Origin of the sequence: Rathayibacter sp. VKM Ac-2760, assembly GCF_009834185.1 — a bacterium.
GTDB lineage: Bacteria > Actinomycetota > Actinomycetes > Actinomycetales > Microbacteriaceae > Rathayibacter.
This window is the reverse complement of sequence record NZ_CP047174.1, coordinates 136,925-160,438: the sequence shown is the minus strand read 5'-3', so window position 1 is coordinate 160,438 and position 23,514 is coordinate 136,925. Positions and strand designations below refer to the sequence as shown.

The following is a 23,514-nucleotide window of genomic DNA, read 5'->3' as shown; positions in this document are numbered from 1 at the left end:
AAGTGGATCTGCCGTTCTGCGGTCCCCGATGTCGGCGCTCGCGGTGCTCGGCGACCCCGCCTGTTGCGTCAACGGGAAATCCGTGGATACTCTAACTCAGCGATCCGCAATGACGTTCCGGCAGATGGAATATTGAGAACGGCATTCAAGACGGAGAGCTGAATCGGACCCCCCCCTGCACACCCACAGACGAAAAAGGACTCGATCGATGAGGATCAAGAGAATCGCGGCGACGTCGATCGCCGCCGCCACAGCACTCCTGCTCGCCGGCTGCACGGGCGGCAGCGGCGGTGGAACCCAGCCGAGTGCCGACGGCGAGGTGAGCGGAACACTGACCGGCATCTTCGCCTCCGCGTTCAAGGACACCTACGAGGAGATCAGAACGGAGTTCGAGAAGGAGTACCCCGACGTCGACGTGAAGTTCGACTACCAAGGTGGCGACATCGGTCAACTCGTCATCACGCAGCTCCAGGGGAACACCGCTCCCGACATCCTCACCTCCTTCCCCGGTGGAGCGGTCGGTGACAGTGGTGACACCGTCGTCTCACTCGCCGCGGCAGGACGCGTCGCCCCCCTCGACGTCACCTGGGGTGACCAGATCCCCGAGGGCTGGGAGAACAACTTCAGCTACGACGGCGAGGTGTACTCCTTCCCGGGGGCCTTCCAGCCCCTCACCTCGATCTACAACAAGACCAAGCTCGACGAGGTCGGCCTCACTCCTCCGACGACCCTCAAGGAGGTCTACCAGTTCTGCGCGGACGCGCAGGCGAAGGGCGTCTACGCCTACGGCCAGGGTCTCGGCGACGCCGCCATCGGGCCCCAGTTCCTGACCTATGCACAGTCCGCAACCCTCGTGTGGGGCGCCGACCCGAAGTTCGACGCCGAGCTCGCGGCGGGTGACGCGACCTACACGGACTCGGCGTTCGTCGACCAGTTCACCATCTACAAGAAGATGTTCGACGACGGCTGCTTCGGAGAGGGCGCGCTGGGCCGCAGCCGCGACCAGGGCGCGACCGAGGTCGCCGCAGGCAACGCACTCAGCATCGTCGACGTCGGAGGCGTCCTCCCCTCGCTCCAGGCGCAGGGCCCGGACAACGAGTACGTCGTCGTTCCGATGCCCGCCGATGACAGCGGCAAGACCCTCTCGACCGCCCTGCCGGGCTTCGTGACCACCATCAACGCCTCGGCGAAGAACCCTGCGGCGGCGCAGGCCTTCCTCGAGTTCATGGGCAAGCCGGAGATCTCCGCGATCTACGCCGACGGTTTCCAGTCGGTGCCCGTGCTGCCGAACGACCAGTACACGCCGCCGGCCGCGCTCGAGAGCTTCGCAGCGGCCGTGGCAGCGGGTGAGACCGTCCCCCTGGGCACGGTGCGGGCCGAGGTGCAGACCACGCTCAACGAGCGGCTGCAGTCCCTGTTCCTCGGCGACACCACGCCCGAGGGTGTCGCCGAGGCCATGCAGGAAGCGCAGGGCTAGTCCGGGATCAACCGGGGCCCCTTCAGGACGGAAGGCATCGTGGGCGACTGCTCACGGTGCCTTCCGTCGTGTCCGGATGCGGCGGACGGCGCTCCCGTGGATCGCCACCCGCCCCGTCAGGAGGACGCGAGCGGATGACGTCCAGGAGGGAACTCGCGAACCCCGTCGGCCGTCCGGAGACGGGCGATGCTGCCCGGCGGCACGTCGATCTCCCCGGAGAGGCCGGCGTCGCTGCGAGCCCAGGTCAGCGCGGCGGGCCCCTGCGGCGTCAGGTGACGCAGCGACCCCCGTCTCACTCGCGGGTCGTCAATGGGATCGACGTCGATCACCGTCCAGCCGGGCGCGGCCGCTCGGAGGCCGCCGACCCGCTGGTGCACCCAGCTCAGAGCGCCGCCGAGGAAGTAGTGGTTGAGTGAACGGGCGTCCGCGTCCCACGACTCCCTCAGGGTCTGCTCTCCCGCTGCATACCAGGCGCCCCAGCCCGGTGCCGTCCTGCAAGTCAGGATGCTGAGGGCGAGATCGTCCCGTCCTGCGATGCTCAGTGCGTCGGGCAGGTACCGGGCGCCGATGGCCCCGGCGTCCAGGTGCCCGTGCGTCCGGTCCTCGATGTCGCGCACGAGGCTGCGGGCGACGGACGAGCGGAACTCCCCGGGGACGATCCCGAAGACGAGCGGCAGCGCGTTCATCGTCTGGCGATAGGAGACGCCCTGGACTGCGTAGTGCCCCGTGGAGGGGTCGAAGTGCGTCTCGTGGTACGTCCTGGCCGTGCGCGTGGCCGCATCGGCGAACCGGTCCGCGGCGTCCTGACGCTCCACCAGAGCCAGGATGCGCGCCGCATGCTGCAGGACGGTGATCATCATCAGCGTCGCGGTGGAAGCCGTCCCCTCCGGGGGGATGGAGTGCCCGGGAGCGAGCCAGTCGCCCCAGCTGCGGATCGGCCAGATCCCGTCACCCGCGATCGCGAGAAGCGAGTCGGCGAACCTCTCGATCATGGGAGCACACTGCCGCAGTACCGCGTCGTCCCCGGACTCCCAGTAGAGCTGCCATGGAATGAGCACGGCCGATCCGCTCCACGCGGGATCCGTCCGTTCGCCGAAGCCGGGGGTCGGCACGATCTGCGGGATCTCGCCGTCCGCGGTCTGCGAGTCGGCGTGGTCCTGCAGCCACTTGGCGAGGAACCCGTCGACGTCGAACTGATGCAGCGCCGCCTCCGTCGCCAGCATCGCGTCAGCGGTCCAGCCGTTCTTCTCGTAGACGGGGGTGTCGGTCGGGATGCCCTGGAGGTTGTTCAGGAAGGTGCGACGGAACGCGTCGTCGGCCCAGGTGAGAACGGGCTCGTCCGAGTCGAACCAGCCGCGCCGGTCGATGTCGGCGTGCATCGAGACCGCGGTGGGCGTCGAGGCGACCGCGCCGCCTGAGACCTCGACCTCGACGAACCGGAAGCCGCGATAGCCGAACCGGGCCGACCACGCCGACACGACGGCTGTCGTCTCGAACCGGTGGACGTCGAGTTGGGGTGTGCCCGCGACGAGCGTGTTCTCGACTCCCACCCGGCCGTCCGGCGAGAGCAACTCGCCGTAGCGGACCGCGACACTGCTGCCCGCTGGCCCCTCGAGGTCGAGGAGGACCTTCCCCGTGACGACCCGGCCGAAGTCGTAGAGGGTCGCGCTTCCGTGACTCGTGCCGACGACGGGGAGCAGTCGCCCCGCCTCGCGCGTCGGGGGCAGTGCGGCCCGTTCGAGGACGCCCGACGGGCCCGCGACGACGACAGCCGGCGACCAGTCCGGGGCTTCGTCCGTCGATCTCGAGGTCTCTCCACCGTAGAGCGTCTCGAGAACGGTGCCGCTGGGGGCGGCCATCCAGCCGCTGTCGGTGCCGAGCGCGTGGGCGCCGGCGTCGTCGCGCCAGAGGAGGACGGCGTTCATCATCGGCTCGGCATGCCAGGGTGCGACGTGCCACCCCCAGATGTTCGCCCCGCGTGCAGCGAACATGCCGCGGCCCGCCTGGACTTCGAGCAGGTTCGACCCAGCGCGTATCAGAGGAGCGATGTTCCAGCTCCTGTAGAGCACCCGCTCGGAGTACACGGTCGGGGCCGGGTCGAGGAGCTCGTCCCCGACAACGCTCCCATTGAGAGTGATGACGCCGTTCCCGAGCACCACGGCGGCGAGATGCGCGCTCGACGGAGCGCTCTCGACCCGGAACTCCTTCGCGAATCGGGGATTGGCCGCGGGTACCGTCTCCACTGCCATGCAGCGCACTCCGCGCACCTGGTCGGATCCCGCGAAGGCACGGCCGCGCGCCGGCTGAGCAGACACGCCGTCGTCCGACGCCACAGGCTCCGGTTCGCCCGTGTACCAGCCGACCTCTCCGCGCGAGCGGGTCAGTCGAAGGCGGTAGCGCCCGGGCGGGGCCGGCGGATCGAGGGTGATGAAGTGCAGGTGCCGGTCCCAGATGTGCTGCGGGCCCTCGACGGCGAGACTCCCGACCACGTCCCCCGTCTCCGACTCCAGTTCGAGGACGAAGGCGACGTCCTCGAACAGTCGACCGGTGAGGTCGGCGTGAACCGCGCAGACAGGACCCTCCGAGGTGAACTCCTGCGCCAGCGGCGCATCGCCCACCCAGTCGACGCGATCTCGGGCGATCGCGCGGAGGTTCCGAGCTGCGGGAGCGGTCGGCAGGGCGATCCAGGCCGATCGGGACCCCTGTTCGAGCACCGACTCCGCGTTCTCGCGAGTCGGATCAGTGACCGCGAGGGAGGCGAGGGTCGGTCCAGCGGGTGCGATCGGAGTCACGTCGGTCTCTTCCATTCGAGGGCGATGCTGTCGTCGACAGGTCGCGGACAGTGTCACGGGACAGTCGTCCTCGCACTCTAGCCAGAACGCCGTTACGGTTGATGGAATAACAAGATGCGACATGTCGGCTGACCGCCCGGCGCTCCGCTGCTGGAGCGTCGCTCAGCGCGGATGGGGGACGAAGGGTCGAGCCCACGAGGCGCTAGCGTGGACGGGTTCGTGAGTACGTGATGGGTACGGCCCCGCAAGACCGCGGTGCTCGCCCTCGAGGAGGATCGATGGCCGTCCCATCCGACGAGGAGCGCCTGGTCGGCGCCGACCGCGTTCTGGCTGTCCTGATCGCTCTGGCCGAGCATCCCACCGGGGCGACGCTCGAGGATGTGGCGCACAGTGTCGGCGCGACGAAGTCGACCGTGCACCGCGCCCTCGCCACGCTCCGGCGCGCCGGCCTCGCGGCGCAACTCGGTCGAGGGGTCTACCTCCTCGGCGACGAGTTCTACCGGATCGCCTTCCGCAGCTACGCCCTCCGGCCAGAGGGTGCTCTGATCCAGCCGGCTCTTGACGAGCTCTCGCGACGCTTCGGTGAGACGGTGCACTTCGCTGTACTCGAGGGGCAGGAGGTGGTCTACCGGGCGAAGGTCGATCCTCCCTCCGGGGCGATCCGGCTGACCTCGGTCATCGGCGGCCGCAATCCCGCCTACGTCACCGGAGTCGGCAAGGTGCTCCTCGCCGAGACGGTCGCCACGGAGTGCGACCTGCGCAGCCTGCTGGGGGACTCGTTCCCGAAGCGCACCCCCCACACTCTCGGTACCGCTGAGGAGCTGTGGGCCGAGCTGGAGCGGACGCGTCGACGCGGGTACGGCGTCGACGATCAGGAGAGTGAACTGGGAGTCAACTGCATCGCGCTGCCGGTGCGCCTGGGCCCCGGCCTCCCGCCGATCGGCGCGATCAGCATCAGCGCCCTCGCGTTCCGCACTCCGCTCGCGAGCCTGACGGCGCGCGCTGACGAGATCCGCAGCGTCCTCGAGAGCCATCGGGGCGCGGCCGCCTCCTGACGCTCGACCGAGCCACCACTCGATCGAGCCACCATTCGACCGGAGGCGTTCGGCGCGCCTGAAAAGCCTGGCGGTGCCAGCTGTGCATTGAGGGCGAGGGGGTTCCCGATGCTCGGCCCGCGCTGCACTTGCGTCCGCCGATCCCCGTGACTACTGTCGTCAACAGATGCGCAATGGCGTTTCAACTGTTAGAAAAAGGTCGAAGGTGACACAGATCTCAACGACGCCTCCTGTGGTGGACGCAGCACTCGGCGCACCTCCCGCTCGCCCCCGACGTCGACGCCGCCCATCGGTCGGCCGGAGTCTGTGGTGGATGGCGCTCCCCGCCCTCGCGATCTTCCTCTACGTGATGGTCGTGCCCACTGTCCAGGGAATGGCGGCGGCCTTCACGAACTGGTCCTTCGCCATGCCGGACGCCGACTTCGTCGGATTCGACAACTTCGTCAGGGCCTTCGAGGGCGACGCGGGCGCTGCTGCCCTGCGCACCCTGTTTCTGGCCCTCGTCGTCGTCGTCGGGCAGAACGTGCTCGGACTCGGGATCGCGCTCCTGCTCAACGGCAGCGTCATCGGCCGCAACGTCCTGCGGACGATCATCTTCGCGCCCGTGGTCGTGTCGGCGCTGGTGGTCGGCTATCTGTTCAAGTACATCTTCGGGCCCCCCGGGTACGGAGGCGTGAACTCGGTGCTGGCCGCGTTGAACCTTCCCGAGGTCGACTTCCTCGGCAATCCGACCATCGCCCTCTGGATCATCGTCGTCACGGTGATCTGGCAGTCCACAGGCTCGACCATGGTCATCTACCTCGCCGGGCTGCAGGGGGTGCCGCCGGAGCTCGATGAGGCGGCCGCCCTGGACGGCGCAGGCTACTGGAAGCGCTTCTGGTTCGTCACCCGGCCTCTGCTCGCCCCGGCGATCACCATCAACCTCATGCTCGGGCTCATCGGCGGCCTGAAGATCTTCGACCAGATCTTCTCGGTGACGGGCGGCGGCCCCGGCGGTCAGACGCAGACGATCTCGACGCAGATCTACCAGATCTTCTCGCAGTTCGGCGATTACGGCCGGGCCTCGGCGATCGCCCTGGTCCTCGCGATCGCGATCGGGATCCTCGCCGCCATCCAGTTCACCGTTCTGCGACGACAGGAGCGCAGCTCATCATGAAGACCACCCGCACATCCCGCATCGGATCGACCGTGCTCGCGTACGGCATCACGATCGTCTTCCTCATCCCGGTCTACATCCTGATCAATCTCGCGATCAGACCGACCGCGGATCTCACCCCGGCGCTCATCCCGAGCGCGAACCCCACACTCGACAACTTTATCAACGCGTGGACCGGGTCGTCGCTGCCCCAATCGATCATCACGAGCATCATCGTCACGTCGGTGTCGTGTCTGGTCGTGCTCGTCATCGGCACCATGGCGGCCTATCCGCTGGCGCGCTCCACGGCCCGGCTCTCGACGACGACCTACTTCGTGTTCCTGATCGGTCTGCTGCTGCCGTTCCAGCTCGCACTCATCCCGCTCTACGTCCAGATGCGCGATCTGGGTCTGCTCGGGTCGATCTGGTCGCTCGTCGTCGTGTACAGCGGTGTCCAGATGCCCTTCACGATCTTCCTGCTGACGACCTTCATCCGCTCGAGCGTGCCGCTCGAGTTCGAGGAGGCGGCTCAGATCGACGGCACATCGCCCTTAGGGACGTTCTGGCACGTCGTCGTCCCTCTGCTGCGTCCAGCTCTCGGCACCTGCCTCATCCTGAACAGCGTGGGGATCTGGAACGACTTCTTCACACCGCTCGTCTTCCTCGCCGGGAGCGGGCAGGTGACGATTCCGATGGCGATCTACCAGTTCGTCGGGCAGTACGTGAACAACTGGCCGCTGATCTTCGCGTCCCTGATCATCTCGATGATCCCGATCCTGGCGGTGTACCTGCTGTTCCAGCGCTACATCATCCGCGGTTTCGCCGGCGGCCTGAAGGGCTGATCGGGAACGGAGAGGGGGGCGGCCAGCAGGCCGCCCCCCTCTCTCCGTTCCCGCCGTCGGTCAGAGGGCCTTGCGGAACGCCTCGATGATCGACCGGCCGCGCTCCCAGTCGCCGCTCTCGTTCGTGAGATAGGCGAAGCCGACGCGGTGCTGCGGGTCGGCGAAGGCGACCTGCCCGAAGGCGCCGTCGTGGCCGAAGGACTCCGCCGTCAGATACCACTGCCAGTGCGAGGGGATCATCACTCCGGCCCCCCAGTGCTGGTAGGGCGGCTCGCCGGCGAACACGGGGGCACCGATGCTCCGGGGCCGCCGCAGCTGCCGCGCCGTCTCGTCCGAGATCAACCGGACGCCGTCCGTCTCCACGACGGCGGCCGACCAGATCTTCGCCACTCCCGACGCCGTGCCCAGGCCGTTCGCGCCGGGGATCGCCGCCCGGCGGCCCCGCTCCGACGTGAGGAGCTCGATCAGATCGAGGTCCCGTCCGAGGTCGGCCGCTCGGAGGACCCAGTGGTCCTGGTGGGTCTCGAACGTCGAGACGGCGCTGTCCTCGTCGGTTCCCGGAACGACCATGCGGACCACCCGATCGTCCTGCTCCCGAGGGAGACCCACCCAGACGTCGGCGTCGAGCGGATCGGCGACGATCCTGCGGAAGTCCTCGCTGAAGGAGCCGCCGCCCGCCGCCGCGACGATCTTCGCCGTCAGGGCCCCGTGCGAGATCGTGTGGTACTGATGGCCCCGCCCGGGGGTCCAGAGGGGCTCCTGCTCGGCCAGCTCGTCCGCCCACACGATCGCATCGTAGAGCTGCTCGTCCGTCACGGGACGGCGCGGAGCCGACAGGCCCGCCCGATGCGCCAGGACGTCGCCGATGGTCAGTCCTCCCTTGCCGTGCGCCGCGAACCGGGGCCAGATCGAGGCGAGAGGGGAGTCGAACCCGGGAAGATCCCCTCGCTCGACGAGGGCGGCGATCAGGAGCGACGACAGCCCCTTCGTGACCGAGGCCAGCGGGACGAGGGCGGTCGCGTCGAACGAGCGGCCGGCCGAGGCGTCGGCCGTTCCCGCGGCGAGGTCGACGACCTCCTCGCCGTCCACCCAGATGGACAGTGCCGAGCCGGCGACCGACCCGTGGGGGATGGTGGAGTAGAAGGCGGTCGCCACCGACTCCAGCCCGGGCGCGACTCTCGCCGACCCCCTCCGTCCCGTCGTCGTGGTGTCACTCATGTCCGCTCCATTCCGCAATAATCGATATTCGATTCTATTGATCGGAACGATGGGACGAAGGGTCGAGATGCACCACCAGGACGCCTTCTCCCTCGCGAGCGCTGACCTCTCGCTTCGGATCGACCGACTCGGCGCGCGGATCCGCTCGATCCGCCATCTGCCGTCATCGGTGGAGCTCCTCGCGCAGGACGGCGCGGCGGATCCCTCGGCCGCGCCGCGCACCGAGATCGGCTGGGCGCAGCGCTTCGCCGGCGGCTGGAACGTGCTGCTTCCGCACGCGGGAGAGGAGCGGCACGTCGACGGAGTGCATCACGAGTTCCACGGAGAAGCGGCGCGCAGGAACTGGACGGTCGAGCGGTCCGAGGGGACGACGTTCAGGGCGTCCCTCGTCCTGCGCACCGTCCCCTTCGCCCTGGTCCGCACGATCGCGCTGGATGACGAGGCGCTCGTCGTCTCGCAGCGCGTGCAGAACCTGTCCGATGCGGTGCACCGATTCGCCTGGGTCGAGCATCCGGCGTTCGCGGGACGGCTCTTCGATCGGGTCCCGTCCGTCACGGTCGGAACGACGAGGATCGCCGTCGCAGCACTCGGCGGGAGCGGCTTCAGCAGTGCGCCGGTCGATTCCGGCGGGATCCGGATCGCGGTGGAACCGCTCGGGGGAGTGCTCGAGCTGACCTGGGATCCGTCCGTCCTGCCGCACGCTCACGTCTGGCAGGAGAGGCGGGGCTCGGCCAAGGCCCCCTGGTTCGGTCGGGTCGACTCCGTCGCCCTCGAGCCGGCGTCCCACCCGCCGGGAGCGCCCCCTGCCGGGCTGGGGCCACTCGTCCTGCACGCCGGAGCGACCGTCGAGTCGTCGCTGACTCTGCGCGTTCTGCGCGGGTGATGCCCGGCGCGTCCTGCCGAGCGCGCGACGCGGCGCACTCGGCAGGGCTCACTCATGCGCGGGCGAGCACCGGGTAGTCGACGTAGCCCTCATCGCCGCCGCCGTAGAACGTCGCCGGATCCGCCTCGGTGAGTGCGGCGCCCTCGCGCAGGCGCTCGACGAGGTCGGGGTTCGCCAGGGCGAGACGTCCGACCGGCGTGACGTCGGCGAGGCCGGCCTCGACGTCGTCGCCGAGACGATCGCGCTCCTGCCCCGGCCGGAGCACCAGGAGCGACGTCGGCCACGCGCTCCGGATCGACCGGAGCAGCTCGTCGTCGCCGAGGTGCAGGACGTGGAGGTAGGCGAGTCCGAGCGGAGCGAGCTCGGAGACGAGGTGGAGGTACTGCTCGAGCACCTGGGAAGGGGTCCCCTCCTCCAGGCCGCCGAGACCGATCGCGGGGGAGATCCGCACCCCGACGCGATCCGCTCCGATCTCCTCGGCCGCGGCGCGCGCGACCTCGACCACGAGGCGCGCGCGGTTCTCGACGGATCCGCCGTACCGGTCGGAGCGGACGTTCGCGTTCGGGGCGAGGAACTGGTGGAGGAGGAAGCCGTTGGCGGCGTGCAGTTCGACTCCGTCGGCGCCGGCCGCGACGGCGGATGCCGCCGCGTGACGGAACTCCTCGACGACGCCCTCGACCTCCGAGGTGGTCAGCTCGCGGGGAACCGGGGTCTTCTGCGGTCCGGTCGGTGTGAACATGTCGACGTCGGCACCGATCGCCGACGGGCCGACGGGGTCGCTGCCGTTCGCGGTGTTGTCGGGGTGCGAGACCCGACCGGCGTGCATCACCTGGATGAACAGGGCGCCGCCCTCCTCGTGCACCGCGTCCGCGATCGCGCGCCAGCCCTCGATCTGCTCGGGGGAGTGGATGCCGGGGGAGTTCAGGAAGCCCTGTCCGGCGGCGGAGGGCTGAGTGCCCTCCGAGATCAGGAGGCCGAGGCCGGCGCGCTGACGGTAGTACTCGGCCGCAGACGCGTGCGGGGTTCCGTCGGCTCGTGCGCGGCTGCGGGTCATGGGCGCGAGGGCGAGGCGGTGGGGGAGTTCGAGGCGTCCCAGAGTGTGGGGCTGCCAGAGAGTCGGTGAGGGGGCCATGGTTCTGTCTCCGTTCAGGGGTGTGCAGCAAGAGAACTGACCGTGGTCGGAATTTATTCCGACAGAATCGGGTGATGGACACGACCCCTGATCGCCCGACCGGAAAACGAGAGCGCAACAAGCAGGACAAGCTGAACCGCATCGTCGCGGCGGCGGCCGGTCTCTTCGACGAGCTGGGCTTCGAGAGCGTGACGGCGCAGCTCGTCGCCGAGCGAGCGGAGATCGCGAAGGGCACGCTCTTCCTCTACGCGCGGACGATGGGCGAGCTCCTGCTCCTCGTGCAGAACGCGCACTACGCGGAAGCGGTGGCGCGGGGTCGCGCGGAGGCGTCGGCGGTCCCCGATCGCCCCGAGGCGGTGCGGGCGATGCTGCGCGCGATCGTCGCCTACAACCGGCGCCGCATCGACACGGGCCGTCGCTACCTGCAGGAAGTGCTCTTCGGGGACCCGGATCAGCCTCACCGCGTCCAGGCGCTGGCGATCGTCGCCGAGGCCGACGCCGTGATCGCCGGGATCCTCGGTCGTGGCGGGCGTCTGAGCGAGAGCGAGGCCGAGCGCCGGGCGCGATCGATCTCGCAGATCCTGTTCGCGAACCTCGGCCTGAGTGAGAACCTCCGGCTCGACGACGAGCAGCTCGTCGACCTCGTCGCGTCGCAGTGCGCTCCCCTGCTCGACTGACGACGACCGTCCGGTGGCGCTTGTCGCGCCGTCCACGGTCGCGCCGTCTCAGTACGTCGCCCGACCTCCGCTGATGTCGTAGACGGCGCCGGTCGAGAACGAGACCCGGTCGGAGGCGAGCCACGCGACGAGCTCCGCGACCTCCTCTGGCTGGCCGATCCGGCGCATGGGGATCAGGCTGGTGATGTGCGCCAGGGCGTCGGGCGCGGTCTCGGCGTTCATCGGCGTCGAGATCACGGCCGGTGCGATCGCGTTGACGAGGACACCCGTCGTGGCCAGCTCCTTGCCGGACGACTTCGTCAGCGCGATCACGGCCGCCTTCGACGCCGAGTAGACCGAGAGGTTGGGGTTGCCGTCCTTGCCCGCCATGCTGGCGAAGTTGATCACACGGCCCCAGCCCCGCTCGACCATCCCCGGGACGAAGGTCCGCATCGTCGCGACCGTCCCGAGGACGTTCACCTCGATCACCCGCCTCCAGTCCTCCGCACTCGTCTCGAGAAGAGGCACGCCCGGTCCGACGATCCCGGCGGAGTTGATCAGGATGTCGACCGGACCGATCTCGGCCGCGACGGCGGAGAGCGCCGCCTCGTCCGTGATGTCGACCCGGTGGTCGACCGCGCCGGCCAGATCGAGGGTCACGACGCAGACCCCCTCCGCCCTCAGGCGCTCTGCGGTCGCGGCTCCCAGCCCTCGGGCTCCTCCTGTGATGACTGCGGTTCTCATCTGTTCAGCTCTCCGGTGCGGGGGTGGCGGTCGAGATGCCGACCTGGATCTTCGGGCCGGGGCCCGCGCCATCCGGGCGATCGCCACGGAGAACGGAGGTGAGGCCGGGGAGGTCGACCGTCGCGGCGACGAGCGGGTGCGGGTCGACCGCGCCGCTCGCGTAGGCGTCGATCGTGCCCGAGAGGCCGGGCGACGCGCTGAGGATCCCGACGGCGGTGACGTCCTTGAGGGCCAGCGTCCGGGTGTCGATGGTGCTGGGACTCCCCGCGAGGCCGACGTAGACCACCCGTCGGCCCGGTTCGACGAGATCGAGGGCGCGGGCGGGGAGCTGCGGCGCATTGGAGGAGTCGATGACGGCGTCCCAGCTCAGGTCCGGGAGCTCGTCCTCGGTCCAGACTCCGTCGAAGCCGAGCGACCGGGCGAAACCCAGTGATCGGGCGCTGCGACCCATCAGATGCACCTCGGCGCCGGCCGCTCGGGCGAACATGGCGACGAGGAGTCCGATCGTCCCCGGTCCGAGGACGAGTGCTCGGTCTCCGGGCTGCAGGGCGGCCGCCTGGACCGACCGCAGCGCGTTGCCGCCCGGTTCCACGAGGGCGCCGAGGGTGTCGTCGACGGAGTCGGGCAGCTCCCGCAGGGAGGACGCGGGGACGCACACCTGCTCGGCGAGCGCGCCGGGGCGCCCGTCCCGGACGCCGAGTTCGTCCCGGAACCCGCAGACCCAGTGCTGGCCGCGTCGGCACCGGTGGCACACCCCGCAGCCCAGCATGGTGTCGCCGGTGACCCGCCGTCCCAGCCAGCGTCGATCGACCCCGTCACCGAGAGCGGACACGGTGCCCATCCACTCGTGGCCGATGCGGATCGGGTAGGTGGTGGCGCCGTCGGCGAGGTACTGCATGTCGCCGGTGAACAACTCGACGTCCGTGCCGCACACGCCCGCGCGCTGCACGTCGACGATCACGTCGCCGTCCGCGGCGAGCGGCGCCGCGACGTCGCGGACGCCGGCTTCACCCGGCCCCGTGATGACGAAGGCTCTCATCGCGGGGCGAGGACGTGCTGCCGCTGCCGACCGAGACCCTCGATGCCGAGCTCCATCACGTCACCGGGCTGCAGCCAGATCGGAGGCTGGAAGCCCATCCCGACTCCGGGGGGAGTCCCGGTGTTGATCAGGTCGCCAGGTTCCAGGACGAGGAACTGGCTGAGGTAGTGGACGATGAAGTACGGGTCGAAGATCATCGTCGACGTGGATCCGGTCTGCCTGCGGACGCCGTTGACATCGAGCCACATGTCGAGCGCCAGCACGTCGTCGATCTCGTCGGGCGTGACGAGCCAGGGTCCGGCGGGGTTGAACGTCTCCGCGGACTTGCCCTTGCTCCACTGGCCGCCCCGCTCGATCTGGAAGGCGCGCTCGCTGACGTCGTTGACGGCGACGAAGCCGGCGATCGCCGCCCGGGCGTCCTCGACGGAGTCGAGGTAGCTCGTCCTCGTGCCGATCACGATGCCCAGCTCGACCTCCCAGTCGGGCTTCGTCGATCCGCGCGGGATGCGGACGTCGTCGTCCGGGCCGATGAGCGTGTTCGGGGACTTGGTGAAGAGGATGGGCTCGGCCGGGACCGCCTGACCCGTCTCCGCGGCGTGGTCGCTGTAGTTCAGTCCGATGCAGAGGATCTGGTGCGGACGCGCGATCGGAGCGCCGACTCGGGCGTCGCCGAGCGGGACCGCTGCGCCGGCGGCCAGTCGCTCCTGCACGATCGGGCGCAGGCGATCGAGGCCGCCGGAGCCGAAGAAGCGCTCGTCGAAGTCGTCGACGACGTCCGACAGATCGATGTACGAGCCGTCCGGGCCCAGGGCGGCGGGCTTCTCGGATCCGGCGGGGCCGACGCGGAGCAGTTTCATGATTTCCTCAGGTTCGATTCGGCGCGGGGCGCATCTGCGACGGCGCCGTCTCCGTGCTCCATCGCGTGCCCTCTTTCGGTCGCGAGGCTTATGCTAGCCATAGTTTCGAACTGGTAAACAGTACTTCCGAAGGTTGGAAAACAATGGCGTCTCACGAGCTCCGAAGTTCCGAGTGGTATCGCGGCGACGGCAGGAACGCCTACATCCATCGCGCGTGGATGCGGCGAGGAACCCCCGCCAGCGCCTTCGAGGGTCGCCCGCAGATCGCGATCGCCAACACCGCCTCCGATCTGACCCCGTGCAACTCCCATCTCGACGAGGTCGCTCAGTCGGTGAAGAACGGCGTGTACGAGGCCGGCGGCATCCCCCTCAATCTGCCGGTCGTCTCCCTCGGCGAGACCCAGGTGCGCCCGACCGCGATGCTGTGGCGGAACATGGCGGCGATGGCGACGGAGGAGATGCTCCGCGCGAATCCCCTCGACGGGGTCGTGCTCCTCGGCGGCTGCGACAAGACCATCCCGTCCCTCCTGATGGCGGCCGCGTCCGTCGATCTCCCCGCGGTCGTCGTGCCGGGGGGCCCGATGATCACCGGCACGTTCCGCGGCCAGGACCTGGGCTGCGGCACGGACGTCTGGCGGCTGAGCGAGGAGGTGCGCGCCGGGGAGCTGCAGCGGAACGACTTCCTGAAGTCCGAGTCGTCCATGATCCGCAGCAAGGGCCACTGCAACACGATGGGCACCGCATCGACGATGGCGCTCGTGGCGGAGGCGCTCGGGACGATCCTCCCGGGCCTGGCCGGCACGCCGGCTCCCGACAGCCGGCTCCTCGAGGCCGCCCACGAGACCGGACGCCTCGCCGTCGAGCTCGTGCGCCAGGACCGCCGCCCGAGCACGTTCCTCACCAAGGCCAGCTTCCACAATGCGATCGTCGCCCTTGCGGCGATCGGCGGATCGACGAACGCGGTGGTCCACCTGCTCGCGATCGCAGGCAGGCTCGGCATCGACCTCACCATCGACGACTTCGACCGCATCGGTGCGGACGTGCCGCTGCTGGTGAACCTGCAGCCGGCCGGACGCTATCTCATGGACGACTTCCACCGGGCGGGCGGGTTCCTCGCCGTGCTCCGCCAGGTGAAGGACCTCCTCGACCCCGACGCGCTGACCATCACCGGGCGGCCCCTGGTCGACCACCTCGACGACGCCCGGGTCTGGGACGCGGACGTCATCATGCCCAGGGACGCGCCCCTGATCCCGCGCGCGGGGATCTCCGTCCTGCGCGGCAGCCTCGCGCCGGGCGGCGCCATCATCAAACCCGCCGCCGCCTCCCCTCACCTGCTGAAGCACCGCGGGCCGGCGGTCGTCTTCCACAGCATCGAGGACTTCCACGCCCGCATCGACGACCCCGACCTCGACATCGACGAGAACTCGATCATGGTGCTCCGCGGCTGCGGTCCGAAGGGATACCCCGGGATGCCCGAGGTGTCCAACATGCCGCTGCCCAAGAAGCTGCTCGAGCGCGGCGTCCGCGACATGGTGCGCATCTGCGACGGCCGGATGAGCGGCACCGCCTACGGCACCGTCGTCCTCCACGTCACCCCGGAAGCCGCCGCAGGCGGGCCGTTGGCACTCGTGCGCACCGGGGACAGCATCCTCCTCGACGTCCGCGCCGGTCGCCTCGAGCTCGAGGTGCCCGCGGAGGAGCTCGCCGCGCGGATCCCCGACGAGAAGACCGTGCAGGCGTACGCGAATCCGCGCAGCGGGTGGGAGCGCCTCTACATCGACCACGTCCTGCAGGCCGACACGGGGGCCGATCTCGACTTCCTCAGGGGCTCCCGCGGGTCGGAGGTGTCCCGTGAGTCGCACTGACCGCTCGGCGACTCTCGCGCCGGTCCCCGACGCGCTGGTCGCCGAGCTCGAGGCCGCCGCGCCCGGAGGAGTCGCCGTCCGCGCGACCGACCGACTCGCCTCCGCCCACGACGCCTCGCACTACCAGCTGACCCCGCAGGCGGTCGTGACCCCCTCCTCTGCCCGCCAGGTGGCGGACGTGCTGGCCGCCGGCCGCCGCCGCGGCGTCCCCGTGACCTTCCGCTCCGGAGGCACGAGCCTCAGCGGACAGGCCGGCTCCTCAGGAATCCTCCTCGACACCCGCCGACACTTCCGCGCCATCGAGGTCCTCGAGAACGGCGCTCTGGTGCGCACGGGCCCCGGAGCGACCGTGCGCGCTGTCAACACCCGGCTCGCGCGCTACAAGCGCAAGCTCGGCCCCGACCCGGCGAGCGAGATCGCGTGCACCATCGGCGGGGTCGTCGCCAACAACTCCAGCGGAATGGCCTGCGGCACCACCGACAACACCTACCGCACCCTCCACTCCGCGGTCCTCGTCCTGCCCAGCGGGACGATCGTGGACACCGCGGACGCGGACGCCGACGCGCAGCTCCACCGGGTGGAGCCGGCGCTGGCGGCAGGCCTCCTGGCGCTCCGCGACCGGGTCCGCGCGGATCCCGCCTCCGTGGACACGATCACCGCGCTGTACTCGATCAAGAACACGATGGGCTACGGTCTCAACTCGTTCCTCGACCACGACAGCGCCGTCGACCTCCTCGCGCACCTCGTGATCGGGAGCGAGGGCACTCTCGCCTTCGTCGCCGAGGCGGTCTTCCGGACGGTGCCCGTCCACTCCTCCGTCGCCACCGGCCTGCTCGTGTTCCCGGATCTCGCGGCTGCGACCGGCTCCCTCCCCGCGCTCGTCGCGGCGGGCTTCGCGACGGTCGAGCTGCTCGACGCGACCAGCCTCCGCGTCGCCCAGCGCGATCCGGAGGCGACCGCCGACCTGCTCGCCCTGCGCGTCGTCGACCACGCCGCGCTGCTGGTCGAGTACCAGGAGGACTCCGCGGACTCGCTCGCCGTCCGCCTGGCGCAGGCGGTGGAGGTCTTCGCGACCCTGCCGCTCGCCGGCGAGGCGGTCCTCAGCACCGATCCCGTCCGCCGGGCGCAGCTGTGGCACATCCGGAAGGGGCTCTACACCCTGGTCGCCGGAGCCCGGCCGTCGGGGACGACCGCGCTCCTCGAGGACATCGCGGTGCCCGTCGAGAAGCTGTACGGCACCTGCACCGAGCTCACCCGGCTCTTCGACCGTTTCGGCTACGAGGACAGCGTGATCTTCGGTCACGCCAAGGACGGCAACATCCACTTCATGCTCAACGAGCGCTTCGACGACCCGGCGTCGCTCCGTCGCTACGAGGCCTTCACCGAGGAGATGGTCACCCTCGTCCTCGCGCAGGGCGGAACCCTGAAGGCCGAGCACGGAACAGGCCGGATCATGGCTCCGTTCGTCCGTCGTCAGTACGGCGACGAGCTCTACGAGGTGATGCTCGAGCTGAAAGCGCTCGCCGACCCCGACGGTCTCCTGAATCCCGGAGTCCTGCTGAACGAGGACCCGGACGCGCACGTCCGCGACCTCAAGACCACTCCGACGGTCGAGGAGGAGGTCGACCGCTGCGTCGAGTGCGGGTACTGCGAGCCGGTCTGCCCGAGCAAGGACATCACCACCACTCCGCGGGAGCGGATCGTGCTGCGGCGCGAGATCGCCCGGGCGAGGGAGGCGGGCGACACCGTCCTGCTCCGGACGCTCGAGCAGGAGTACGAGTACGACGCGGTGGAGACCTGCGCGGTCGACGGGATGTGCCAGACCGCGTGTCCGGTGCTGATCAACACCGGCGATCTCACCCGGCGGCTCCGCGCCGAGAGCGCCGACGCCCTCAGCCAGGGGGGCTGGAAGGCCGTGGCGAAGAACTGGGACGTGGTCAGTCGCAGCGGAGGGATCGCGCTCTCGATCGCCAAGAAGGTGCCGTCGGTCCTGCCCGCGCTCGCGACCACGGCCGCCCGCGCGGTGATCGGCCACGACGTCGTGCCGCAGTACTCGAGCGAGCTGCCGGGCGGCGGTCGCCGTCGGCCCGTGCTCGCCGCTGTCGAGCCCGTCGCCGTGTACTTCTCGAGCTGCACGACGACCATGTTCGGCGCGGAGGGAGGCGGCGGCGTGGGCGAGTCCTTCGTCCGGCTCTGCGAGCGCGCCGGCGTCGCGATCTCGACCCCCGACGACCTCCCCTCGCTCTGCTGCGGGACCCCGTGGAAGTCGAAGGGGCTGACCGAGGGCTACGCGGTCATGAAGGATCGGGTGCTCTCCTCGCTGCTCCGGGCGACCCTGGGCGGTGTCCTGCCGGTCGTCTGCGACGCGTCGTCCTGCACCGAGGGTCTCCACGTCCTCCTCGAGAGCGCCGGCGAGCTCGGGATCCGGGTCGTCGACGCGGTCGCGTTCGTCGACGAGACGGTAATGCCCCGACTGCCGGAGGCGTCGAAGGTCTCCTCCCTCGCCCTGCACCCCACGTGCTCCTCGAAGAGGCTCGGAATCGACGGAGCGCTCTCCCGGGTGGCGGCGGCCGTCGCGGACGACGTGCTGATCCCCGAGGACTGGGGCTGCTGCGCCTTCGCGGGCGACCGCGGCATGCTGCACCCCGAGCTCACGGCGTCGGCGACGGGTCCGGAGGCGGAGGAGGTGCGGCGCGCGGACACCGCCGTCCACGCCTCCGTGAATCGAACCTGCGAGCTCGGCATGACGCGCGCGACCGGCGAGCCGTACCGTCACGTCCTCCAGGTGCTCGACGACGTGACCTGTTCCTGACCGGGAGGGCGCCGGGCGCCTCCCCGCGTCACGAGCGGGCGTGCCGCTCGAGGTAGCTGTAGATCTCGGCCTCGTCCACACCCGGGAACCGCCCGGCAGGCAGCGAGGCGAGGATCTGCGCGTGCAGTCGCGCGCTCGGCCAGGCCTTGCCCGCCCATCGCGCCTCCAGGTCGCTCGGCGGACGCCGGCAGCACGACGGGTCGGGGCAGGTGGACGTCTGCCGGTGCGTGGTCTCCCGCCCCCGGAACCATCGGGCGTCGTCGAACGGGACGCCGAAGGTGATCGCGAACGGCCCCTGGGTCGACTGGCCCGTCTGCACCGACGCCCAGTAGGTGCCCGCCGGGGTGTCGGTGTACTGCCGGTACTCCGTCGTGCGGTGCGCGCGCTCCGCAGCACGCCGGGCTGCCCACCTGCGGCACACGATCTGCCCTTCCACCGCCCCCGTGACGTCGACGGGCAGCGGGAGGTCGTCGTTCTCGTACGCCTTCAGCACCTCGCCGTCCGCTCCGACCCGGAGGAAGTGGACGTGGATGCCGAAGTGCTCGGTCATCAGGTTCGTCATCCGCAGGGCCGCGGCCTCGTGCGTCACTCCGAACGCGTCGCGGAAGTCCTCGACGGCCAGATCGCGCGCCTTCCTCCGGTTCGCCAGGAACTCGACCGACTGACGCTGCGGCATGAGGCAGGCGGCGGCGAAGTAGTTGATCTCGAGCCGCTGGTGCAGGAAGTCGGCGTAGGACTCGGGCGGGGTGTGCCCGAGCAGCTGGTGGGCCACGGCTTGGAGAGCGATCGACCGCAGTCCGTGCCCACCCGGGATCGAGGCGGCGGGGAGGTAGATGCGTCCGTTCGCCACGTCCGTGATGCTGCGGGTGGAGCGCGGCAGGTCGTCCACGTAGACGACCTCGAGGCCGAGCTGCTCGACCATCAGGTGCACCTCGCGGTGCGTCAGCGCGCCCGCGACGTGCCCGACCGCACGGAGACGCTCCTCGGCCAGGCGCTCGATCTCGGGGAGGTGGTTGTTCCTGGCGCGCATCATCGCGCGCTGCTGCGTGTTCCGCAGCCGCGCCTCCTCAGGAGTCGCCGACGCCGTCCTCGCTCGGCGCTCGAGCTCGCGGTGCAGGCCCACGAGGACCACGAGCACGTCGTCCGGCATCCCGCGCCCGGTCTTCACCGCGGGCAGGCCGAGGCCGGAGAACGCGGGCGAGTCCTGGAATCGCCGCAGCTCCAGCTCGAGGCCTGAGCGGTCGTCCGGAGCTTCGAGCCGGATCAGGTCCTCGACGGACACCCCGAGCGCACGCGCGAACGCGGGGAGCTCGGACGGGCGCGGCTCCCGGTGCCCGTTCTCGATCAGGGAGATCCGGCTGGCGCTCGTGCCGAGCTCGGCCGCGAGGTCGTCGAGCGTCATCCTCGCAGTGGTCCGGTAGTGGCGGAGTCTCGCGCCGAGCACCAGAGCGTGATGGGCGTCCTCCGCGAGAGGTCGGTTGCGAGGCACGAGAGGCGCTCCTTTGCTCGATTCGGTCGGGAGGAGCGCGATCCGTGGACGGACGGCGCTCCCGGGGAGGAGGAGACGGGCGGTCCGATCGGATCGCCACTGCTCGACGGGAGGTGAGGTCCCGCTTGACGATCGCGCAAGATCCGCCGTTCTTGACGTCAGCCGGGTGGCCCGCTCGCGGGAGTCGTGGACCACCATCAGTCTGACCGACGTTCCACCAAACGGAAAGGGCTCCGCTGATGACGCTGCTTCACGACCTCGAGGTCACGCACCGCACTGTCCTCCCGTTCACCGCCGTGCGGCTGAGCGACCTGCCCGAGGTGGGCGGCAAGAACGCGTCCCTCGGTGAGCTGATCGCGACGCTGAGCGCGGCCGGGGTCCGGGTGCCGGGCGGGTTCGCCACCACCGCCTCCGCGTTCCGCCGGCACTTCGCCTCGTCCGGCCTCGCGGACTGGATCGCGGAGAAGCTCGTCGGCCTCGACGTCGAGGACGTCACCGCCCTCGCGGAGACCGGGGCACGCATCCGCGAGCGGATCGTGGCCGTCCCGCTGGACGCCGAGCTGACCGAGGCGATCCGAGGGGCGTACCTCGACCTCGAGGCGGGCTCGCGCGGGGCCAGCTTCGCCGTGCGCTCCAGCGCGACCGCCGAGGATCTGCCGGACGCGTCGTTCGCCGGTCAGCAGGAGACGTTCCTCAACATCCGCGGGATCGACCACGTCCTCGACGCGACCCGCCGGGTCTTCGCCTCGCTCTTCACCGACCGGGCCATCGCCTACCGCGTGCACCAGGGCTTCAGCGAGACCGAGATCGCCGTCTCCGTCGGGGTGCAGCGGATGGTCCGCTCCGACCAGGCCGCCTCCGGAGTCGTGTTCACCCTCGACACGGAGTCGGGCCACGACGGCGCGGTCTTCATCACCAGCGCGTACGGCCTGGGTGAGGGCGTCGTGCAGGGCGCGGTCGACCCTGATGAGTTCACCGTGCACAAGGACTCCCTGCGACGTGGTCGCCCAGCGGTCCTGTCGCGCCGCGTCGGCTCGAAGGCGATCAGGATGGTCTTCACGGAGGACACCGCCGTCGGCCGCACGACCGCCTTCGTCGACACCGACCCCGCCGATCGCCGGCGCTTCTCGCTCACCGACGCCGAGGTGACCGAGCTGGCCCGGTCCGCCCTCGCGATCGAGTGCCACTACGGGCGCCCGATGGATATCGAGTGGGGCAAGGACGCTCTCGACGGGAAGCTCTACATCCTGCAGGCGCGCCCCGAGACGGTCGTGTCGCGCCGCGCGGTCGGCACCATCGAGCGTCACCGGCTCGAGAGCACCGGGAGCCTCCTCCTCGAGGGCCGCGCGATCGGGCAGCGCATCGGCTCGGGCGCGGTCCGCGTGCTGACCTCGCCCGGCCAGATGGCCGACTTCCAGGCGGGAGAGGTCCTCGTCGCCGACATGACGGACCCGGACTGGGAGCCGATCATGAAGCGCGCCTCGGCGATCGTGACGAACCGCGGCGGCCGGACGTGCCATGCCGCGATCATCGCCCGCGAACTCGGCGTTCCCGCCGTCGTCGGCACCGGGAACGCGACCGAGCTCCTCACCGACGGCCTGGAGGTGACGGCGTCCTGCGCGGAGGGCGAGACCGGCGTCGTGCTCGCCGGGATCCAGGAGGTGCGGATCGAGCGGATCGAGCTCGACTCCCTGCCCGCTCTCCCCGGCAAGATCATGCTGAACATCGGGAACCCGGAGTCGGCCTTCGCGCTCTCGGCGCTGCCAAACGACGGCGTGGGCCTCGCGCGCATGGAGTTCGTCATCTCGCGGCAGATCGGCGTCCACCCGTGCGCCCTGCTCGAGATCGAGGACCAGCCGCACGACGTCCGGGTGGCGATCGAGGAGCGGATCGCGGCCTACGACAGCCCCGCCGACTTCTACGTGCGCCGGCTCGCCGAGGGGGTCGCCACGCTCGCCGCAGCCTTCGACCCCAAGCCCGTCATCGTCCGCCTCTCGGACTTCAAGTCCAACGAGTACGCCGGTCTGCTCGGCGGCAGCCGCTACGAGCCGGTCGAGGAGAACCCGATGATCGGGTTCCGCGGTGCCGCCCGGTACCTCTCGAAGGAGTTCTCCGCAGCCTTCGCGCTCGAGTGCGAGGCGATCCGGTACGTCCGCGAGGAGATGGGGCTGCGCAACATCAGAGTCATGATCCCGTTCGTGCGCACCGTCGAGGAGGCGCGTGCGGTCGTCGAGAAGCTCGCCGAGAACGGCCTGCGCCGGGGCGAGAACGGGCTCGAGCTGATCATGATGTGCGAGGTGCCCTCGAACGCGCTGCTCGCCGATGAGTTCCTCGATCACGTCGACGGATTCTCCATCGGATCGAACGACCTCACCCAGCTCACCCTCGGCATCGACCGGGACTCCGCACTCGTCGCCGAGAGCTTCGACGAGCGCAACCCCGCCGTTCTGAAGCTGATCGACCTCGCGATCGACGCCTGCCGTGCGCGCGGACGCTACGTCGGCATCTGCGGGCAGGCGCCCAGCGACCATCCCGAACTCGCTCGATACCTCTTCGATCGGGGCATCTCGTCCCTCTCACTCAACCCCGACACCGTCGTGGAGACCTGGAGCAGCCTCGCATGAGCCGAACAGTCATCATGGGCCCGCCCGGCGCGGGCAAGGGCACGCAGGGAGCTCTCCTCTCCGCGGTGCTCGGCGTCCCCCACATCACCACCGGTGGGCTGTTCCGCGACGAGGTCGGCCGCGGGACCGCGCTCGGCCTCCAGGTCGCCGACGCGCTGCACAGCGGCCGCTACGTGGACGACTCGCTCACCACCGCCATGCTGCGCGGGCGCCTGCAGCGCGACGACGCCGCCGACGGGTTCGTCCTCGACGGATATCCCCGCACGATGGAGCAGGTGGCCGCTCTCGACGAGCTGCTCGACGAGGAGGACCGGGAGATCGAGGCCGTGATCCTCCTCCACGTCGAGGAGAGCACTCTGCTCGCACGCCTGACGAACCGGGCGGAGGACCGTGAGGACGATCGTCCCGAGGTCGTCCGCGAGCGGCTCGCGCGCTATCACGAGCTCACCCCTCCGATCGCCCAGGCGTACGAGGAGCGGGGGCTGCTGCGACGCATCAACGGCGCCTACCCGGTCGAGCTGGTCGTCGAGGCCGTCATCGCGGCCGCCCGTGCCGTCCGGCATCCACTCTCGATGCACGGTGAGCCGTTGCGATGACACCGCCGCGGACGTTCGGCCCCCTCCCGGTCTGAGCGGTCCGGGAGCTCCCTGACCACCCGCCTCGAGCGGGACGAGACCGGCGCCGCATCCCCGTCGCCGGCGCCGGGAGTCGAGACCGCGGCCCGAGAGGGCCGCGGTCTCCTCTCTCCTGAGGAGCCGACTCGGTGAGCGCGGGACAAAGCGCGGATGCACTCAGTATTGAGGGCAAAATGCTGTTCCAGCTCTTGATAAAGCGTCTCCACAGCTTCTAAAGTTGTCCTGTCCTCAAAGTTGAGGGACGCGGAGGCTCCCACAG

Annotated in this window: 17 protein-coding genes; 10 read left to right on the top strand and 7 right to left on the bottom strand. The window is 70.1% G+C overall.

Annotated features, from left to right (window positions below):
- Positions 1-208 precede the first annotated feature (208 nt).
- Positions 209-1,477 (top strand): extracellular solute-binding protein, encoded by a 1,269-nt coding sequence (locus GSU72_RS20415; RefSeq protein ID WP_159987101.1) that lies wholly within the window; start codon positions 209-211, stop codon positions 1,475-1,477.
- 116 nt (positions 1,478-1,593) lie between these two features.
- On the opposite strand, the gene GSU72_RS20410 is transcribed toward GSU72_RS20415, so the two are convergent.
- Positions 1,594-4,269, bottom strand: coding sequence for a family 78 glycoside hydrolase catalytic domain (locus GSU72_RS20410; RefSeq protein ID WP_159987100.1), 2,676 nt, complete (start codon positions 4,267-4,269; stop codon positions 1,594-1,596).
- Positions 4,270-4,547: 278 nt separating this feature from the next.
- Here GSU72_RS20410 and GSU72_RS20405 point away from each other — a divergent pair, with 278 nt between their 5' ends.
- The 3 genes from GSU72_RS20405 to GSU72_RS20395 all read left to right on the top strand — a co-directional run bounded on the left by GSU72_RS20405 (position 4,548) and on the right by GSU72_RS20395 (position 7,301).
- Positions 4,548-5,324, top strand: coding sequence for an IclR family transcriptional regulator (locus tag GSU72_RS20405; RefSeq protein ID WP_159987099.1), 777 nt, complete (start codon positions 4,548-4,550; stop codon positions 5,322-5,324).
- A gap of 313 nt (positions 5,325-5,637) precedes the next feature.
- A complete protein-coding gene (locus GSU72_RS20400) occupies positions 5,638-6,480 on the top strand; it encodes a sugar ABC transporter permease (protein ID WP_244256158.1) in 843 nt (280 codons plus the stop codon).
- Positions 6,477-7,301: a carbohydrate ABC transporter permease gene (locus GSU72_RS20395; protein WP_159987097.1), complete on the top strand. Its 825-nt coding sequence runs from the start codon at positions 6,477-6,479 to the stop codon at positions 7,299-7,301. Before GSU72_RS20400 ends, GSU72_RS20395 begins: the two co-directional genes overlap by 4 nt.
- 60 nt (positions 7,302-7,361) lie before the next feature.
- Here the strand turns inward: GSU72_RS20395 and GSU72_RS20390 are convergent, their stop codons facing one another.
- Positions 7,362-8,519 (bottom strand): serine hydrolase domain-containing protein, encoded by a 1,158-nt coding sequence (locus GSU72_RS20390; protein ID WP_159987096.1) that lies wholly within the window; start codon positions 8,517-8,519, stop codon positions 7,362-7,364.
- Between GSU72_RS20390 and GSU72_RS20385 the strand changes: the two genes are divergently transcribed.
- Positions 8,518-9,402: a hypothetical protein gene (locus GSU72_RS20385; RefSeq protein ID WP_159987095.1), complete on the top strand. Its 885-nt coding sequence runs from the start codon at positions 8,518-8,520 to the stop codon at positions 9,400-9,402. The genes GSU72_RS20390 and GSU72_RS20385 overlap by 2 nt on opposite strands.
- Positions 9,403-9,454: 52 nt before the next feature.
- Here the strand turns inward: GSU72_RS20385 and GSU72_RS20380 are convergent, their stop codons facing one another.
- Positions 9,455-10,534: an alkene reductase gene (locus tag GSU72_RS20380; RefSeq protein ID WP_159987094.1), complete on the bottom strand. Its 1,080-nt coding sequence runs from the start codon at positions 10,532-10,534 to the stop codon at positions 9,455-9,457.
- Between the two features lie 74 nt (positions 10,535-10,608).
- Here GSU72_RS20380 and GSU72_RS20375 point away from each other — a divergent pair, with 74 nt between their 5' ends.
- The gene (locus GSU72_RS20375; protein ID WP_159987093.1) at positions 10,609-11,211 is read left to right on the top strand and encodes a TetR/AcrR family transcriptional regulator; all 603 of its coding nucleotides are present in this window, start codon (positions 10,609-10,611) and stop codon (positions 11,209-11,211) included.
- A gap of 48 nt (positions 11,212-11,259) precedes the next feature.
- On the opposite strand, the gene GSU72_RS20370 is transcribed toward GSU72_RS20375, so the two are convergent.
- From GSU72_RS20370 to GSU72_RS20360, 3 genes are read right to left on the bottom strand one after another with little or no spacing between them, the layout of a single operon-like run.
- Positions 11,260-11,934 carry an SDR family NAD(P)-dependent oxidoreductase gene (locus GSU72_RS20370; protein ID WP_159987092.1) on the bottom strand — a complete coding sequence of 225 codons (675 nt, stop codon included), beginning with the start codon at positions 11,932-11,934 and terminating at the stop codon, positions 11,260-11,262.
- A 4-nt stretch (positions 11,935-11,938) separates the two neighbouring features.
- Positions 11,939-12,973, bottom strand: a complete 1,035-nt coding sequence (locus GSU72_RS20365; RefSeq protein ID WP_159987091.1) for an alcohol dehydrogenase catalytic domain-containing protein — start codon at positions 12,971-12,973, stop codon at positions 11,939-11,941.
- Positions 12,970-13,830 (bottom strand): fumarylacetoacetate hydrolase family protein, encoded by an 861-nt coding sequence (locus GSU72_RS20360; protein ID WP_159987090.1) that lies wholly within the window; start codon positions 13,828-13,830, stop codon positions 12,970-12,972. The genes GSU72_RS20365 and GSU72_RS20360 overlap by 4 nt, the downstream gene beginning before the upstream one ends.
- 143 nt (positions 13,831-13,973) lie before the next feature.
- Here GSU72_RS20360 and GSU72_RS20355 point away from each other — a divergent pair, with 143 nt between their 5' ends.
- Positions 13,974-15,695, top strand: a complete 1,722-nt coding sequence (locus GSU72_RS20355) for an IlvD/Edd family dehydratase (protein ID WP_159987089.1) — start codon at positions 13,974-13,976, stop codon at positions 15,693-15,695.
- Positions 15,682-18,507: an FAD-binding and (Fe-S)-binding domain-containing protein gene (locus GSU72_RS20350; protein WP_159987088.1), complete on the top strand. Its 2,826-nt coding sequence runs from the start codon at positions 15,682-15,684 to the stop codon at positions 18,505-18,507. Before GSU72_RS20355 ends, GSU72_RS20350 begins: the two co-directional genes overlap by 14 nt.
- A gap of 28 nt (positions 18,508-18,535) precedes the next feature.
- On the opposite strand, the gene GSU72_RS20345 is transcribed toward GSU72_RS20350, so the two are convergent.
- Positions 18,536-19,954, bottom strand: a complete 1,419-nt coding sequence (locus tag GSU72_RS20345; RefSeq protein WP_348272855.1) for a helix-turn-helix domain-containing protein — start codon at positions 19,952-19,954, stop codon at positions 18,536-18,538.
- A gap of 281 nt (positions 19,955-20,235) precedes the next feature.
- Between GSU72_RS20345 and ppsA the strand changes: the two genes are divergently transcribed.
- On the top strand, positions 20,236-22,620 hold the full coding sequence (gene ppsA / locus GSU72_RS20340; RefSeq protein WP_159987086.1) for a phosphoenolpyruvate synthase: 2,385 nt from the start codon (positions 20,236-20,238) through the stop codon (positions 22,618-22,620).
- Positions 22,617-23,216 carry an adenylate kinase gene (locus GSU72_RS20335; protein ID WP_159987085.1) on the top strand — a complete coding sequence of 200 codons (600 nt, stop codon included), beginning with the start codon at positions 22,617-22,619 and terminating at the stop codon, positions 23,214-23,216. The genes ppsA and GSU72_RS20335 overlap by 4 nt, the downstream gene beginning before the upstream one ends.
- The last annotated feature ends 298 nt before the right edge of the window (positions 23,217-23,514 follow it).

Bases quoted from the DNA above. Each gene is read 5' to 3' on its own strand.
- GSU72_RS20415 (WP_159987101.1), top strand. From the start codon at position 209: ATGAGGATCAAGAGAATCGCGGCGACGTCGATCGCCGCCGCCACAGCA.
- GSU72_RS20405 (WP_159987099.1), top strand. From the start codon at position 4,548: ATGGCCGTCCCATCCGACGAGGAGCGCCTGGTCGGCGCCGACCGCGTT.
- GSU72_RS20400 (WP_244256158.1), top strand. From the start codon at position 5,638: ATGGCGCTCCCCGCCCTCGCGATCTTCCTCTACGTGATGGTCGTGCCC.
- GSU72_RS20395 (WP_159987097.1), top strand. From the start codon at position 6,477: ATGAAGACCACCCGCACATCCCGCATCGGATCGACCGTGCTCGCGTAC.
- GSU72_RS20385 (WP_159987095.1), top strand. From the start codon at position 8,518: ATGTCCGCTCCATTCCGCAATAATCGATATTCGATTCTATTGATCGGA.
- GSU72_RS20390 (WP_159987096.1), bottom strand. From the start codon at position 8,519: ATGAGTGACACCACGACGACGGGACGGAGGGGGTCGGCGAGAGTCGCG.
- GSU72_RS20380 (WP_159987094.1), bottom strand. From the start codon at position 10,534: ATGGCCCCCTCACCGACTCTCTGGCAGCCCCACACTCTGGGACGCCTC.
- GSU72_RS20375 (WP_159987093.1), top strand. From the start codon at position 10,609: ATGGACACGACCCCTGATCGCCCGACCGGAAAACGAGAGCGCAACAAG.
- GSU72_RS20370 (WP_159987092.1), bottom strand. From the start codon at position 11,934: ATGAGAACCGCAGTCATCACAGGAGGAGCCCGAGGGCTGGGAGCCGCG.
- GSU72_RS20365 (WP_159987091.1), bottom strand. From the start codon at position 12,973: ATGAGAGCCTTCGTCATCACGGGGCCGGGTGAAGCCGGCGTCCGCGAC.
- GSU72_RS20360 (WP_159987090.1), bottom strand. From the start codon at position 13,830: ATGAAACTGCTCCGCGTCGGCCCCGCCGGATCCGAGAAGCCCGCCGCC.
- GSU72_RS20355 (WP_159987089.1), top strand. From the start codon at position 13,974: ATGGCGTCTCACGAGCTCCGAAGTTCCGAGTGGTATCGCGGCGACGGC.
- ppsA (WP_159987086.1), top strand. From the start codon at position 20,236: ATGACGCTGCTTCACGACCTCGAGGTCACGCACCGCACTGTCCTCCCG.
- GSU72_RS20335 (WP_159987085.1), top strand. From the start codon at position 22,617: ATGAGCCGAACAGTCATCATGGGCCCGCCCGGCGCGGGCAAGGGCACG.